General features: G+C 65.4%; 13 protein-coding genes and 1 tRNA gene. 10 read left to right on the top strand and 4 right to left on the bottom strand.

Annotated elements, in window-relative coordinates; genetic code table 11:
• Positions 1-150: 150 nt before the first annotated feature.
• Positions 151-2,901: a pyruvate dehydrogenase (acetyl-transferring), homodimeric type gene (gene aceE, locus BIU82_RS00645; protein WP_070347962.1), complete on the bottom strand. Its 2,751-nt coding sequence runs from the start codon at positions 2,899-2,901 to the stop codon at positions 151-153.
• A 373-nt stretch (positions 2,902-3,274) separates the two neighbouring features.
• Here aceE and BIU82_RS00640 point away from each other — a divergent pair, with 373 nt between their 5' ends.
• The 6 genes from BIU82_RS00640 to BIU82_RS00615 all read left to right on the top strand — a co-directional run bounded on the left by BIU82_RS00640 (position 3,275) and on the right by BIU82_RS00615 (position 7,889).
• Complete coding sequence (locus tag BIU82_RS00640) at positions 3,275-3,697, top strand: DUF3052 domain-containing protein (protein WP_070347532.1); 423 nt, start codon at positions 3,275-3,277, stop codon at positions 3,695-3,697.
• The gene (locus tag BIU82_RS00635; RefSeq protein WP_070347531.1) at positions 3,694-4,197 is read left to right on the top strand and encodes a peroxiredoxin; all 504 of its coding nucleotides are present in this window, start codon (positions 3,694-3,696) and stop codon (positions 4,195-4,197) included. Before BIU82_RS00640 ends, BIU82_RS00635 begins: the two co-directional genes overlap by 4 nt.
• A 20-nt stretch (positions 4,198-4,217) precedes the next feature.
• Positions 4,218-5,141: an NAD-dependent protein deacetylase gene (locus BIU82_RS00630; RefSeq protein ID WP_070347530.1), complete on the top strand. Its 924-nt coding sequence runs from the start codon at positions 4,218-4,220 to the stop codon at positions 5,139-5,141.
• A gap of 92 nt (positions 5,142-5,233) precedes the next feature.
• A tRNA-Val gene (locus BIU82_RS00625) sits at positions 5,234-5,309 on the top strand.
• Between the two features lie 298 nt (positions 5,310-5,607).
• A complete protein-coding gene (locus BIU82_RS00620) occupies positions 5,608-6,405 on the top strand; it encodes an IclR family transcriptional regulator (RefSeq protein WP_070347529.1) in 798 nt (265 codons plus the stop codon).
• 128 nt (positions 6,406-6,533) lie between these two features.
• Positions 6,534-7,889: an MFS transporter gene (locus tag BIU82_RS00615; RefSeq protein ID WP_070347528.1), complete on the top strand. Its 1,356-nt coding sequence runs from the start codon at positions 6,534-6,536 to the stop codon at positions 7,887-7,889.
• 152 nt (positions 7,890-8,041) lie between these two features.
• Here the strand turns inward: BIU82_RS00615 and BIU82_RS00610 are convergent, their stop codons facing one another.
• Positions 8,042-9,109, bottom strand: a complete 1,068-nt coding sequence (locus BIU82_RS00610) for a D-2-hydroxyacid dehydrogenase (protein ID WP_070347527.1) — start codon at positions 9,107-9,109, stop codon at positions 8,042-8,044.
• A gap of 71 nt (positions 9,110-9,180) precedes the next feature.
• Between BIU82_RS00610 and BIU82_RS00605 the strand changes: the two genes are divergently transcribed.
• Genes BIU82_RS00605 through BIU82_RS00595 form a run of 3 tightly spaced genes read left to right on the top strand, consistent with a single transcriptional unit; the run spans position 9,181 to position 12,016 of the window.
• Complete coding sequence (locus BIU82_RS00605; RefSeq protein ID WP_070347526.1) at positions 9,181-10,122, top strand: NAD(P)-dependent oxidoreductase; 942 nt, start codon at positions 9,181-9,183, stop codon at positions 10,120-10,122.
• A complete protein-coding gene (locus tag BIU82_RS00600) occupies positions 10,122-10,892 on the top strand; it encodes an SDR family oxidoreductase (protein WP_070347525.1) in 771 nt (256 codons plus the stop codon). The genes BIU82_RS00605 and BIU82_RS00600 overlap by 1 nt, the downstream gene beginning before the upstream one ends.
• Positions 10,892-12,016 (top strand): L-idonate 5-dehydrogenase, encoded by a 1,125-nt coding sequence (locus BIU82_RS00595; RefSeq protein WP_083292127.1) that lies wholly within the window; start codon positions 10,892-10,894, stop codon positions 12,014-12,016. Before BIU82_RS00600 ends, BIU82_RS00595 begins: the two co-directional genes overlap by 1 nt.
• Before the next feature lie 7 nt (positions 12,017-12,023).
• Here BIU82_RS00595 and BIU82_RS00590 read toward each other — a convergent pair whose 3' ends face one another.
• Complete coding sequence (locus BIU82_RS00590; RefSeq protein ID WP_070347524.1) at positions 12,024-12,758, bottom strand: FCD domain-containing protein; 735 nt, start codon at positions 12,756-12,758, stop codon at positions 12,024-12,026.
• A 225-nt stretch (positions 12,759-12,983) separates the two neighbouring features.
• Here BIU82_RS00590 and gndA point away from each other — a divergent pair, with 225 nt between their 5' ends.
• Positions 12,984-14,420, top strand: a complete 1,437-nt coding sequence (gene gndA / locus BIU82_RS00585) for an NADP-dependent phosphogluconate dehydrogenase (protein ID WP_070347523.1) — start codon at positions 12,984-12,986, stop codon at positions 14,418-14,420.
• An 87-nt stretch (positions 14,421-14,507) separates the two neighbouring features.
• Here the strand turns inward: gndA and epsC are convergent, their stop codons facing one another.
• Positions 14,508-15,092 carry a serine O-acetyltransferase EpsC gene (gene epsC / locus BIU82_RS00580; protein ID WP_070347522.1) on the bottom strand — a complete coding sequence of 195 codons (585 nt, stop codon included), beginning with the start codon at positions 15,090-15,092 and terminating at the stop codon, positions 14,508-14,510.
• Positions 15,093-15,102 lie beyond the last annotated feature (10 nt).

Genomic DNA, 15,102 nt, shown 5'->3' with positions numbered 1-15,102 from the left:
CACAAGCTCCATTTGTGCGAAGGCTACAAGCCTGTGCCGCCCGCTACAGGGGGCCGCGTGGGTGCCGTCCGCGCCAAACGGCGCTTAAACGCCCGACGGCGGCCCCCTCCTTCCGGGGGCCGCCGCCTGGGTGCTGCGTGACTTAGTGGCTTAGCTGTCGCCGCCGGCGCCGCCGGTGGTTCCTGCATTGACGTCGAGCAGACGGTACTTCTCGATGGCCAGGCCGGGAGCCGAAGCATCGACCTTGCCCTGCTGCGCGAGCAACTGGAGCGTCTTGGTGACGATCGAGTGGGTGTCGTTCTTGAAGAAGCGACGTGCCGCAGCGCGGGTGTCGGAGAAACCGAAGCCGTCGGTGCCCAGTGCCGCGAAGTCGTTCGGGATGAACTGGCGGATCTGGTCCGGAACAGCCTTCATGTAGTCGGACACGGCAACCACGGGGCCTTCCGCACCCGCGAGCTGCTGCGCGACGAACGGAACCTTGGCGGCTTCGCCCGGGTTGAGGAAGGCGTGCTCCTCGGCAGCCAGGCCGTCGCGGCGGAGTTCGTTCCAGGACGTGACGGACCAGACGTCGGCTGCCACGTTCCATTCCTCGTCCAGGATGCGCTGGGCTTCCAGTGCCCACGGCACCGAAACACCGGAGGCGAGGATCTGTGCCTTCGGACGGTCGCCGTTGCCGTTGGCAGCAGGAGCGAGGCGGTAGATGCCCTTGAGCAGGCCGTTGACGTCGAGGTTCTCGGGCTCGGCAGGCTGGACGATCGGCTCGTTGTACACGGTCAGGTAGTACATGAGGTTGCGGTCGGCCGAGTCCGGGCCGTACATGCGCTCCAGGCCGTCACGGATGATGTGGCCGATTTCGTAGCCGTACGCCGGATCGTAGGTGACTACGGCCGGGTTGGTGCCGGCCAGGATCGGCGAGTGGCCGTCGGCGTGCTGCAGGCCTTCACCGGTGAGGGTGGTGCGGCCTGCGGTGGCGCCGATGATGAAACCACGGGTCATCTGGTCGGCGGCGGCCCAGAAGGAGTCGCCGGTGCGCTGGAAGCCGAACATCGAGTAGAACACGTAGATCGGAACCAGGGGTTCGCCGTGGGTGGCATAGGAAGTACCCGCAGCGGTGAACGCAGCAACGGCACCGGCTTCGTTGATGCCGGGGTGGATCAGCTGGCCGGCCGGGGACTCCTTGTACGCCAGTACGAGGTCGCGGTCCACAGACAGGTAGTTCTGGCCCTTGGGGTTGTAGATCTTCGCCGTCGGGAAGAACGCATCCATGCCGAAGGTGCGGGACTCGTCCGGGACCACCGGGACGAAGCGGGCGCCGAAGTTCTTGTCCCGCATGAGGTCCTTGAGCAGGCGGACGAACGCCATGGTGGTGGCGGCCTGCTGCTTGCCGGAACCGCGCTTGGCGACTTCGTAGGACTTGGCGTCCGGCAGGGTCACTTCGCTGTGCTTCGTGCGGCGCTCCGGAAGGAAGCCGCCCAGCTCGGCGCGGCGTTCCATGAGGTACTTGATCTCCGGAGCATCCATGCCCGGGTGGTAGTACGGCGGGCGGTACGGATCTGCTTCAAGCTGCTCGTCCGTGATAGGGATGCGCAGGTAGTCGCGGAAGGCCTTCAGGTCTTCGAGCGTCAGCTTCTTCATCTGGTGGGTCGCGTTGCGGCCCTCGAAGTGCGGACCCAGGCCGTAGCCCTTGACGGTCTTGGCCAGGATGACGGTCGGCTTGCCCTTGAACTCGGTGGCGGCCTTGTATGCGGCGTAGACCTTGCGGTAGTCGTGGCCGCCGCGCTTGAGCTGCCAGATCTGCTCGTCGGAGTAGTCGGCCACCATGTCCTTCGTGGCCGGAGTCTTGCCGAAGAAGTGCTCGCGCACGAATCCGCCGGACTCGGCCTTGTAGGTCTGGTAGTCACCGTCGAGGGTCTCGTTCATGATGTTCACGAGCGAGCCGTCGGAGTCCTTGGCCAGCAGCTCGTCCCACTCGCGTCCCCAAACGACCTTGATGACATTCCAGCCGGCGCCGCGGAAGAATGCCTCAAGCTCCTGCATGATCTTGCCGTTGCCGCGGACGGGACCGTCCAGGCGCTGCAGGTTGCAGTTGATGACGAAGTTCAGGTTGTCCAGGTTCTCGTTCGCTGCGAGCTGGAGCAGGCCGCGCGATTCGGGCTCGTCCATTTCGCCGTCGCCGAGGAACGCCCAGACCTGCTGGTCCGAGGTGTCCTTGATGCCGCGGCCGGTGAGGTAGCGGTTGGCCTGGGCCTGGTAGATGGCGTTCATGGGGCCGATGCCCATGGAGACCGTGGGGAATTCCCAGAAGGCCGGCATCAGGCGCGGGTGCGGGTAGGAAGACAGCGCGTGGCCTTCCTTGGACTTCTCCTGGCGGAAGCCGTCGAGGTCTTCTTCGCTCAGGCGGCCTTCCATGAAGGCGCGGGCGTACATGCCCGGGGAAGCGTGGCCCTGGAAGAACACCTGGTCGCCGCCGGACGGGTGGTCCTTGCCGCGGAAGAAGTGGTTGAAGCCGACTTCGTACAGGGTTGCGGCACCCGCATAGGTGGAAATGTGTCCGCCCACGCCGATGTCGGAGCGCTGTGCGCGGTGCACCATCACTGCTGCGTTCCAGCGCATGTACGCCCGGTAGCGGCGTTCGAATTCTTCGTTGCCCGGGAACTGGGCTTCCTGGTCCGCCGGGATCGTGTTCACGTAGTCCGTCGTGGTGACCATGGGGACGCCGACGGACTGTGCGCCGGCGCGCTGCAACAGGCTGCGCATGATGTACTGCGCACGTTCGGTGCCCTGCTCCTTGATCAAGGTGTCCAGGGACTCAATCCATTCCGCGGTCTCTTCCGGATCACGATCAGGCAGCTGGGCAGTCAACCCGCTGAGGATGTGTGAGGTCTCTTCTCCTGCAGCCACGTCCAACCTCTCTTTTGGCGCAAGCAGCGGCGCCTCAAGTCCGGCAGGGTAACTGCCCGGAATGAACGCGTCGTGTGCGACATCTCGGTTACAACAGCCCGGTCAGGTATGCCGGGCAGGTTCTCAAAGCCACGGCTGCGCAATCACGGGGCGGTTGCCCTGCAGCCGATGTGCTCACTGGCCACTGTAGCTTTGTCACTGCTGGGATGCGTAGCCGCGTATGGCCTTTTAGCGTGATGTGACCGAGCTTTCACCCCGCTTTTGCCGTGGTGGCGGTGACGGCGAATCGGGTTCATCGGGCGATAATGGCTTGAAGCGGGCATCCAAAGGGTGTTGGCTGGTAGTAATCGAAATCACTTCAGAGGAGGAAAACGTGAGCGAGGCCGACGCCGCCACATCGGTAAATGTGGCGGAAAGATTGGGTTTCAAGGATGGGGATCTGATTCAAGAGTTCGGTTATGACGACGACGTCGACTTCGACTTGCGTGACGATATTGAGGAGCTGACCGGCTCCGAACTCCTCGATGAGGATGACCATGAAGTGGTGGACGCCGTCATTTTCTGGTGGCGTGACGGCGACGGCGACCTCGTGGACGCCCTGGTTGACTCGCAGACCACCCTGGGCGAAGGCGGCGTCGTGTGGGTCCTGACCCCGAAGTCCGGCCACCCGGACCACGTTTCCCCTTCCGACATCCAGGACGCCGCCGCGACTGCGGGCCTTCACTGCACCACCTCCGCCGGCGTGTCCAAGGTCTGGAGCGCCACCCGCCTTGTCGCACGAAAGAAGAACAAATGACGGTCTCCCACGCCGCGCACGCGGAACTTGTCAGCAGCGTTCCGGCGGTAGGTGAGGAAGCACCCGATTTCGAGCTGGTCAATCAGTACGGTGAACCCGTCCGCCTTTCGGCGCTCAGGGGACGCAACGTCGTCGTCGTCTTCTTCCCGTTCGCATTCTCCGGGATCTGCACCGGCGAGCTGTGCGAGATCCGCGACAACCTGGCCCTGTTCGAGGGCGGCAACGCCACGGTCCTGGGCATTTCGGTGGACAGCAAGTTCGCGCAGCGTGCCTACGCGGACAAGGAAGGCTACAGCTTCGACCTCCTTGCCGACTTCTGGCCGCACGGCGAGGTTGCCCGGCAGTACGGCGTGTTCGACGCCGGAACGGGCATGGCCTTGCGCGGCACCTTCATCATCGACGCCGCGGGGATCATCCGCTATGTCGTCGTGAACCCGCGGGGGCAGGCGCGGAACCTCGCGGAGTACCGGGAGGCCCTCGCCGCACTCGGCGAGGCCTGAGGCCCGGACAAGCGCGGCGCATGGACGCACGCCGTCCCGGAATGGGCACCACCGGACTGGCCAGCCTGGCCCCGGCCGGAGTTGCGCCCTTGCCGGCCGAAGACCTGCCGGCCATGACCAAGGCCCTGACGATGCTGGCCGGTCATCGCCTGGCCGTGCTCACGGGTGCGGGACTCAGCACGGATTCCGGTATTCCTGACTACCGTGGACCGGGAGCAGCTCCGCGGAAGCCGATGACGTACCAGGAATTCACCGGGAGTGCGGATAACCGCCGGCGTTATTGGGCCCGGAACCACATCGGCTGGTCGCGCCTGCGGCATGCTGATCCGAACGCCGGACACTTCGCGGTCGCCAGGATGGAAGAGCGCGGCCTGTTGTCCGGCCTGATCACGCAGAACGTGGACCGCCTCCACGAGGACGCGGGAAGCCGGGACGTGGTGGATCTCCACGGCCGCTACGACCGGGTGGTCTGCCTGGATGGCGGCCACGGTTTCAGCCGTACCTTGCTGGCGGCGATCCTTGAGGAGCTCAACCCCGGTTTCCTCGAGGAGGCCGAATCCACGGGTCTGGTCGAAACGGCGCCGGACGCCGACGCGGTGGTCGAGGATCCGGAACTGATCCGCAGCTTCGTCGTGGCTGTGTGCCCTGTGTGTGGCGGCATGCTCAAGCCGGACTTCGTGTACTTCGGGGAGAACGTCCCGAAGGAAAGGGTGGTGCGGGCATATGCCATGGTCGACGACGCCGGCGCCCTTCTTGTCGCAGGTTCCTCGCTGACTGTGATGAGCGGCCTGCGTTTCGTGCGCCACGCTGCAAAGGCAGGCAAGCCGGTAGTGATCCTCAACAGGGGAGAGACCCGTGGCGATCATCTCGCCGGCCTCAAGGTCGACACCGGTGTCAGCGCCGCGTTGGCGTGGCTGGCCGCGGAACTGCCGGACCTGAGGTGAAGAATGGCCCGGCGATTCGCTTTCACAGGGCCTGATCGGGTAGAGTCTATGTTCGTTGGTTCGGGCGGCAAGCCTGCCCGGAACACGTTTTTGGGTCTTTAGCTCAGCTGGTAGAGCGCCACGTTTACACCGTGGATGTCATCGGTTCGATCCCGGTAGGACCCACCAGGAAAGCCCGTTCTTCCGCCGATCCGGCAGGAAGGGCGGGTTTTTTCATACCCGGGAAACCGTGGCACGAGGCGACGGCCCGGATAGTGGAAGAGCTCTCCACCGCGACTATTGGGGGATGCCGCGGTGGAGAGCTCAAGATGAATATACAGTGAATTCCCCGGCTTGGGAAGATTTTTTGTATACCAAAGCTGCGGGCTCGAGCCGACGGCCTGACACTATGATGGGAAGTGTTCACTGGACTGAACGGGCCGCTGGGGCTGGTTCAGTCCGGCCCAGTTACCCGCCGAGGAGAGTCATGGCCGATTCCCGCACGTCACGTTCCGCCGACAGCCCGGGCGGCTCTTCGCCGGCACCGGCGGTGACCAGGGCGGCGGCTGTGCTGGACGCTTTGGCTGCGGCGCCGTCGGGCCGGCTGACGCTCAGCGATCTTTCGCGCGAGCTCGGCATCCCGAAGTCGTCCACTTCCAATCTGTTGTTGGCGCTCGAAGAGGCGCGCCTGATTACCCGCGAGGGCGCCGATTTTTCGCTCGGACGCAAGCTCGTCGAGCTGGGCGCCGCGTACCTGAGCCGGCTTGACGAGGTCCAGGAGTTCTACAAGTACTGCGAGCAGGCGCCCACCCTGTCGAAGGAAACCGTCCGCGTCGCCATGCGCGATGGCGACCACGTGATTTACCTCGCCCGGTATGAGGGGCACCCTGCAGTCCGGCTCACCTCCAATATCGGCGACAAGATGCCGCTTTCACTGTGCGCCGTAGGCAAGGCCCTTCTCGCCCAGCTGCATGACCATGACATCGAAGAGATGTTCCCGGACGCCCGTGAGCTTCCCGTGATGACCCCCAAGTCCCTGCGCTCCGCGGCGGAACTCAAGGCCCAAATCGCCGAGATCCGCCGCCAGGGCTTCGCGTTCGAGGACGAGGAATCGACTATCGGAGTGGTCTGCCTCGCGGTTCCCGTGCCGACGCATGGCGCGCACGGACCGAGCCTGGGCCTGTCCGTGACTTCCCTCAAGGCCACCTATTCGGACGAGCAAGGCGCCCAAATGGTCAAAGAGCTCAAGGAGCTGGCCCATTCGCTGGGCAACCCCATGGGCTAGCCGCTAAATAAATCTGATTACACTCTTGAACATCGTTCAGCATGCTGTACGCTGTTCGGTATAGTGATTCACGCCATGGTGGCTGATGCTATGCCCAGGCCAACGGGGGCCTGGATGTTCCTGAGGGAGTGCTTGTGACAACTCGTACTAAGGCAGTACTTGCGGGTCCGGAAGACGCAGTCGTCGATCCCGGCCAGCTTCGGAAAGCCACGCTTGCCAGTTCCGTTGGCTCCGCCCTGGAGTACTACGACTTCTACATCTACGGACTGGCCTCGGCCCTGATTTTCGGGCCCCTGTTCTTCAAGCCATTGGGTGATACGGGCGCCCTGATCGCATCCTTCGCCACCTACGGCGTCGGCTTCGCGGCCCGGCCGTTCGGCGGCATCATCTTCGGCTACATCGGTGACCGCTTTGGCCGGAAGATGGTTCTCCTGCTGACCATCGGCATGATGGGCCTGGCCAGCTTCGCCATCGGCCTCCTGCCGACCTTCGAACAGGCCGGCATGCTGGGCGCGATCCTCCTGGTCACCCTCCGTATCGTCCAGGGCCTCGGTGCCGGAGCGGAGCAGGCCGGCGCAACCACGCTGATCTCCGAGGTGGCCCCGCGCCGCCGTCGCGGTTTCTTCGCAGCCCTGCCGTTCGTCGGCATCCAGCTGGGGACCTTGCTTGGCGCCGGAACTTTCGCCCTGATCGCCCTGGCGGACAAATCCGTACTGGAAGGCTGGTTGTGGCGTGTGCCGTTCCTCGCCAGCTTCGTCCTGATCCTGGTGGCTGTCTTCATCCGCTTGAAGCTCAAGGAGACTCCCGTCTTCCAGGAGCTCGAAGCGCACAAGAATGTGGTGAAGAACCCCGTCGGGGAACTGTGGAAGCACTCGAAGAAGAACGTGCTGGTGGGCATTGGCCTACGCATGGGCGAAAACGGCAACTCCTCGATCTACTCCGCCCTGCTGATCGCCTTTCTGTCCGCCAAAGAGGGCATCTTCCCCGGTGACAAGTTCATCGGGCCGGTCGGCCTGCTGATCGCTTCCGGTTTCGCCGCCGTCATGGTGGTCACCTTCGGCGCCCTCTCCGACCGCTACGGCCGTGTGCCCGTCTACCGCTACGGCGCTCTGTTCCAGGCAGTGATCGCGCTTCCGGCCTTCTACCTGGTGACCCTTGGCAACCCGACCCTGGTGTGGGTGGTCATGGTGGTGGGCATCGCCCTCGGCGTGCAGTCCATGCTCGGCCCGCAGTGCCCGCTGCTGCCTGAACTCTTCGGCGCACGGTACCGCTTCACCGGTGTTGCCTTGAGCCGTGAGATCTCCGCGGTGATCGCCGGCGGGCTCGTTCCCCTGATCGGCGCCTCCCTGCTGGCCGCGACGGGTTTCTCCTGGCTGGTCCTCGCCGTCTATTCGCTGGTGCTGGCGCTGATTTCCTTCATCGCCACCTTCTTCACTCCCGAGACGGCGGGCCGCGACCTGCTCGCCCTGGAGGATGCCCGCTAAAGCGGATCCACGACGCCGAAGCGGCGGCTCCCTGCGTGGGAGCCGCCGCTTCGCTGTGTGGGAAGTTGTGTGGGAGCCGGCAGCAAAGCGGCCCCGGTGGAATCATCCGCCGGGGCCGCTTTGCGTCAAGCCGGTTAGTACGCCAGACCGGTTTAGTAGAAGTGCACCGTGTCCACGAGGTGCGGCATCTCGCCGCCATCGAGGAAGATCCGCAGGTTGCTGCAGAAGCGTTCGGCGATGAGCCGGTTCTCGGCGGCACTCAGGGCCGAGGTGTGCGGGGAGACCATCACCTTCGGGTGGTTCCAGAGCGGGCTGTCCTGGGGGAGGGGTTCCACGGCGAAGACGTCCAGGCACGCGTAGGAGACCTGGCCGTTGTCCAGGGCCTCCAGGAGGGCATCCTCATCCACTACGGTTCCGCGGCCGACGTTGACGAACACCGTTCCCGGCTTCATGGCCGCGAACACCTCGCGGTTGAAGAGCTTTTCGGTGTACGGCGTGCCCGGCAGCGTATTGACGACGGCGTCCGCCGTGCCGAGCAGCCCGGCGAGGCCGTCATTGGTGGCGACTTCCTCGATGCCGTCGATCGCTTCAACGGTGCGCTTGGTGCCGCTGACCCGCATGCCGAGCGCACGCGCGATGCGTGCCGTCTCAAGGCCGATCTCGCCGAGGCCGGTGATGACGAGGGAGGAACCGTTGACGAGCTTCGTGGGCGTCCGCAGCTCGGGCCAGACCTTTGCGGCCTGGTCCTGGGCGAGCTCGGCGCTGCGTTTGAAACCGTTGAGGATGCCGAGCGCGGCAAACTCCGCCAGCGGCAGGGCGTGGACGCCGGCGGAGGTGGTCACTTTGAACTTTTCCAGGGTGGCGCTGTCCAGTCCGGAGGCCTTGACGGCTCCGCCGGCGCCGGCGGCCATGGCGTGGATCCACTGCAGCCGCGGGTTGCTCTTCGCGATGCGGGCAAGGCCTGCCGGGTTCTCGTTGGGGAAGCCGTAGAGGACCTGGGCCTTGTTGAGCATGTCCCAGTAGCGCTCTTCCTGTTCCGGGGTCCGTTTGAAGGCGGGGTCTCCGGAGTGGTCTGCCGGGAAGCGTTCCGGTGGCAGGAGCTCCGGTTCGTAGAGCACGGTGATGGCCGGATCGATGGCGCGGATCTGTTCCACATACTCAGCTTCGAGCGGGACGGCGATCGCGATGGTGAGTTCATCAGTCGTCATGCTGTTCATCATACTGAATTGAGGCTAGGATACTGAACAGATTTCGTGGAGGAAGACGCACAAAGAAGTGAGGTAAACGCTATATGGCTGCGGGTAAAGCGGGCTTCATCGGCCTGGGGCTCATGGGTTTTCCCATGGCTGCGAATCTCCTGTCCGCCGGCTGGGAGGTGACGGCCTGGAACCGCTCGACGGCCGCCGTCGACGACTTCGAGGCCCTCGGCGGGCTCCGCGCGGGCTCAGTGCTCGATTTGCACGACCTTCCCGTCCTCGTCTTCATGCTTCCGGACCTGCCGCACATCGAGGCCGCTGCGGCTCCCTTGCTCGAGGCCTGGCGGGCGTCGCCCCCGGCGCCCGGGACCGCCGTCGTCGTGATGAGCAGTGTGTCTCCGACGGCGGTGCGGGACTTTGGCCGGCAGGTGCGCGAAGCGAGTGGCGGCAATGCCGTGCTGGTGGACGCGCCGGTCAGCGGGGGTACCACGGGTGCCCGCGACGGTACCCTGGCGATCATGGCCGGCGCCGAGGAAGCAGACTTCGAACGCCTCCTCCCGCTCTTCTCCGCCATGGGCACCACGGTCCGGCGTATGGGCGGACTGGGTTCCGGTTCGCTCGCCAAGGCCTGCAACCAGCTGATTGTCGGAACCACGACGGCGGCCCTCGCCGAAGCAGCTGAGCTCGCCGAACGTTCCGGCATGGATACGGCAGCGCTGTTTGAAGTGCTCGCCGGCGGGCTGGCGGGAAGCCGGGTCCTGGATATCGTCGGGCCGCGGCTGGCTGCCAAGGATTACGCCCCGACGGGCCCGGCCAAGTTCATGCACAAGGACCTCAACTTCGTGCTCGCCAGCGCCAAATCGGCAGGTGCAGCCGTCCCGATGGCGACGGCCGGCGTCGGGCTCTACCGCGAACTGATCGAGCAGGGCCTCGGCGAGCAGGACCTTGCCGTCGTGCGGCAGGTGATCTCGAACCTCAGTGATTCCCCCGCAGGCACCAACTCCCACATGGGCAACAAGGCAAAAGAAGGACAGTGATGAGTGGACTTTTCGATCTCACCGGGCGGGTGGCTTTGGTGACGGGTTCCAGCCGGGGCATTGGTAATGCGCTGGCGCGCGGGCTGGCGGAGGTCGGTGCGACGGTGGTGCTTAACGGCATTAACGCTGAGCGGTTGAAGGCGGCCGAGGCCGTACTGGCGGCGGATTTCGCCCCGGGCCGGGTCCATAGCTGCGCGTTCGATGTCACCAGCGATGTCGAGGCGGCGCGCGGTGTGGCCTGGGTGGAGGAGAACGTCGGGCCCTTGGAGATCCTGGTGAACAACGCCGGTATCCAGCACCGGGTGCCGATGCTGGAACTGGACGTCAAGGACTGGGAACGCGTCCTGACCACGGACCTGACCAGCGCTTTCCTGGTGGGCCGGGAAGCCGCCCGGCACATGGTTCCCCGCGGACGGGGCAAGATCATCAACATCTGCTCGGTGCAGACGGAGCTGGCTAGGCCTACGATCGCCCCGTATGTTGCGGCCAAGGGCGGGCTGCGGAACCTGACGCGTGCGATGACGGCGGAGTGGGCCGGGTCCGGGTTGCAGATCAACGGCATCGCCCCGGGTTACATCCACACGGAGATGACCCAGAAGCTGGTGGACGATCCGGGGTTCAATTCCTGGATCCTGGGCCGGACCCCGGCGCACCGCTGGGGCACGGTGGAGGACCTTGCGGGCCCGGTGGTGTGGCTGGCCTCGGATGCCTCCAATTTCGTCAACGGCCAGACGATCTTCGTTGACGGCGGAATGACGGTGGTGGTCTGATGACATCCGTCGAACAGACACAGGCTGAACTCTCGCAGACTGAACTCTCCGGCAGTGAATCGGCCCTGGATGGGTTGCCTGTTTCCGGTCCGGCTGTTGTCGCGCACGCTGCCGGTGACCTCCGGATCGAGGAGGTGCCGTTGAAGGCACCGGCGGCGGATGAGGCCGTTGTCGAGATCGCCTACGGCGGGATCTGCGGTTCGGACCTGCATTACTGGATGCATGGGGCTGCGGGTGAATCGATCCTGAAGGATCCGATGGTCCTCGGCCACGAAATCGTCGGCACCGTGGTGCGGGCGGCCGCGGACGGCAGCGGACCGGCGGCCGGGATCCCGGTGGCCGTGCATCCCGCGACCCCCGGGCCCGGCGCGGCGAGGTATCCGGAAGACCGGCCCAACCTGTCCCCGGGGTGCACGTATCTGGGCAGCGCCGCCCGCCACCCGCACACCGACGGTGCCTTCAGCCGCTACGCCACCCTTCCGGCGCGTATGCTGCGGGAACTGCCGGCCGGGCTGCCGCTGCGTACTGCGGCGCTGGTGGAACCGGCCAGCGTGGCCTGGCACGCCGTGGCCCGGGCCGGGGAGGTTGCCGGCAAGACGGCGATGGTCATCGGCAGCGGCCCGATCGGTGCCCTCGTCGTCGCCGTCCTCAAACGCGCCGGCGCGGCGAAAATCACCGCCGTGGACATGCACGACAAACCACTGCAGATCGCCCGCGCGGTCGGTGCGGACGAGGTCCTCAAGGGAGACGACGCCGAGGCGATCGCCGCCGTCGAAGCCGACGTCGTCATCGAATCCTCCGGCAGCCACTTCGGCCTGGCCTCGGCCATCAAGGGCGCGGTGCGCGGCGGCAAGGTCGTCATGGTCGGGCTGCTGCCCAGCGGACCCCAACCGGTGCTCATCTCCCTGGCCATCACCCGGGAACTGGAACTGCTGGGCTCCTTCCGCTTCAACGACGAAATCGACGACGTCATCGCGGCGCTGGCCGACGGCTCACTACAGGCCGATGCGGTCGTGACCCACGAATACCCCCTGGACCACGCCCTCGAAGCCTTCGACGTCGCAAAGAACTCCGCCCAATCCGGCAAAGTACTCCTGAACTTCACACCGGCGGGGCAGGCCTAATGCTCCGCTAGGACTGCTTCCGCTCCACCGGGACAAAAACCCGCGGCTGGTCTTCCCAGCTCGGCGAGAGGTCCGCGATCGCCTCGCGCATGATGTTCGAGGACGCTTCGCGGGCCTTTTCGCCGTCGCCGTCCGCGATCGCCCGGGCAACATCGATGTGCCACTGCAACGCCGCTTCCTTGGGGTGGTCCGGCATGAGTCCGTGGACGGTGCGGCCGGTGAGCGTCTCGGCCACCTGGCCGATCAGGTTCGCGAACATTTCGTTGCCCGACCCCGAGAGCAGCAGCGCGTGGAAGCGGATGTCCAGCTCCAGGAAGAGCGGCATTTCGCCGGCGCGCCCGGCATCGCGCATCGCCAGGGAGATCCGTACGAGTTCTTCCCTGAGTTCCTGCGGCGCGTTGAGCGCGGCCAGCTCGGCGGCTGCGGGTTCGACGGCGGAGCGCAGTTCGGCGAGCGATCGCAGCTGGGCGCCGCGGCCTTCGCCGGCGAGCCGCCACCTGATGACGAGGGGATCGTAAGGGTTCCAGCGGTGTGCCGGAAGCACCCTGATGCCGACCCGCTTGATGGTCTCCACCAGTCCCAATGATTGAAGGACGCGGACGGCTTCGCGGACCACGGAACGGGATACCCGGAGTTCGGACTCGAGCTGTTCCGCCAGCATGACGTGTCCGGTGGGAAGGGCTCCGCCGACGATCCGGGAGCCCAGATGCTCGACGGCACGGTGGTGGAGGCTGGTTGACATAGTCGTAAGCATAGTGGCGATACCGTGGCCGCCTTTGTTACCCGGCCAGGAGGCGCCGGGAGCACCCGCACCCTAGACTCTTTTGTGACGCGGACGTTTCCGAATGCTCTGCGGAAACTTTCGTGGACGCCGTGGAATACGTATGGTTTATTGCAGCGACTGCGCTAGAAAACGTTTCCTGCGACCCCGGGCAGGACTCACTGCACAAGAAGAATTGGAGTTTTGATGTCAGCACACATCGGTGTCACCGGCCTTGCGGTGATGGGCGCCAATCTGGCCCGCAACCTGGCCCGCAACGGCTTCACCGTTGCCCTCCACAACCGCTCCGTCGAGAAGACCGACGCCCTTCTTGCAAAGCACGGCTCCGAAGGCGACTTCATCCGCACCGAGACCCTGCAGGAACTCGTTGACTCCCTCGAGAAGCCGCGCCGTGTGCTGATCATGGTGAAGGCCGGCAAGCCGGTTGACGCCGTCATCGACCAGCTTGTGCCGTTGCTCGAAGAAGGCGACATCGTCATCGACGCCGGCAACTCCCACTACGAGGACACCCGCCGCCGCGAAGCCGCCCTGTCCGAAAAGGGACTGCACTTCGTGGGCGTCGGCGTCTCCGGCGGTGAGGAAGGCGCCCTGAACGGCCCGTCCATCATGCCCGGTGGTTCCAAGGAGTCCTACAAGGCCCTCGGCCCGCTGCTCGAAAAGATCTCCGCCAAGGTCGACGGCGAACCTTGCTGCGCCTGGGTCGGCACCGACGGTGCGGGACACTTCGTCAAGATGGTCCACAACGGCATCGAATACGCCGACATGCAGGTCATCGGCGAAGCCTTCGACCTCCTCCGTTCCGGTGCGGGCATCGAGCCGGCTGAGCAGTCCAAGATCTTCGCCGAGTGGAACAAGGGCGAGCTGTCCTCCTTCCTGATCGAAATCTCCGCCGAGGTCCTCGGCCATGTGGATGCCAAGACCGGCAAGCCGTTTGTCGACGTCGTGGTTGACGCCGCCGGCCAGAAGGGCACCGGCCGCTGGACGGTCATCTCCGCCCTCGAACTGGGCTCGCCGGTCTCCGGCATCGCCGAATCCGTCTTCGCCCGCGCCCTCTCCTCCCAGAGCGAGCAGCGCAAGCTCGGCCAGGAACTGCTGGCCGGCGAGGAAGCCGCCGTCGAGATCCCGGAGACCTTCGTCGAGGACGTCCGCCAGGCGCTCTACGCATCCAAGCTGGTTTCCTACGCCCAGGGCCTGGACATGTTGACCTCCGCCGCCAAGGAATACGGCTGGGACCTCAAGCTGGACGAGATCGCCTCCCTGTGGCGCGCAGGCTGCATCATCCGCGCAGAACTGCTCAAGGACATCACCAAGGCCTACGCCGCCGAGGAGAAGCCGGCCAACCTGCTGTTCGCCCCGGCCTTCACCAAGGCAATCGCCGAGGCCCTCCCGGCCTGGCGCCGCGTGGTGGCCACCGCCGTTCAGCTGGGCATCCCGGTTCCGGTGTTCTCGTCCTCGCTCGCGTACTATGACGGCCTGCGCCGCAAGCGCGTTGCCGCTGCCCTGATCCAGGGCCAGCGCGACCTCTTCGGTGCCCACACTTACGGCCGTGTGGATGCCGAAGGCACGTTCCACACGCTGTGGGGCGAAGACAAGTCCGAGGTCGAAGCAGTGGACACCCACTAGAACCTCAAAGCGAAAGGCCCTGGCCCCTCTTGTTGAGGGGGCCAGGGCCTTGCTTGTTTAACCGTTCCAGGCGCTGCGGGCAGCCGATCAGATCCGGTATTCGATGTAGTACTCGGCGGGGTCGACGGCCGGCTTGGTTTCGGACTTCGCATCGCGGTGCCGCCAGGTGGCGGGGATGCCGGTGATGATCGACTCGGGCGGCGCGTCCTTGACCACGACGGCGTTTGCGCCCACGGCGCTGTCGGCGCCGATCGTGATGGGACCCAGCACTTTGGCGCCGGCGCCAATGGTCACGCGGTCGCCGATAGTGGGGTGGCGCTTGACCTTGGCAAGGGAGCGGCCGCCCAGCGTCACGCCGTGGTAGATCATGACGTCGTCGCCGATCTCCGCGGTTTCGCCGATCACCACGCCCATGCCATGGTCGATGAAGAATCGCCGGCCGATGGTCGCACCCGGGTGGATCTCGATGCCCGTCAGGAAACGGGCCAGCTGCGAAATCAACCGGGCGGGGAAGCGCAGCCCCGGCTCCTGCCAAAGCTTGTGCGTCAGCCGGTGCGCCCAGATGGCGTGCAGGCCCGAATATGCAAAAAAGTTCTCGAAAGAGCCTCGGGCCGCCGGGTCATGTGACCGGGCGGCCTCGAGGTCTTCCTTGAGTCTTGCGAAGAAGCTCACAAAGACCTTT

The organism is Arthrobacter sp. SW1, from assembly GCF_001766675.1.
In the GTDB taxonomy this organism is placed as follows: Bacteria; Actinomycetota; Actinomycetes; order Actinomycetales; family Micrococcaceae; genus Arthrobacter.
This window is presented reverse-complemented; position numbering and strand designations above follow the sequence as displayed.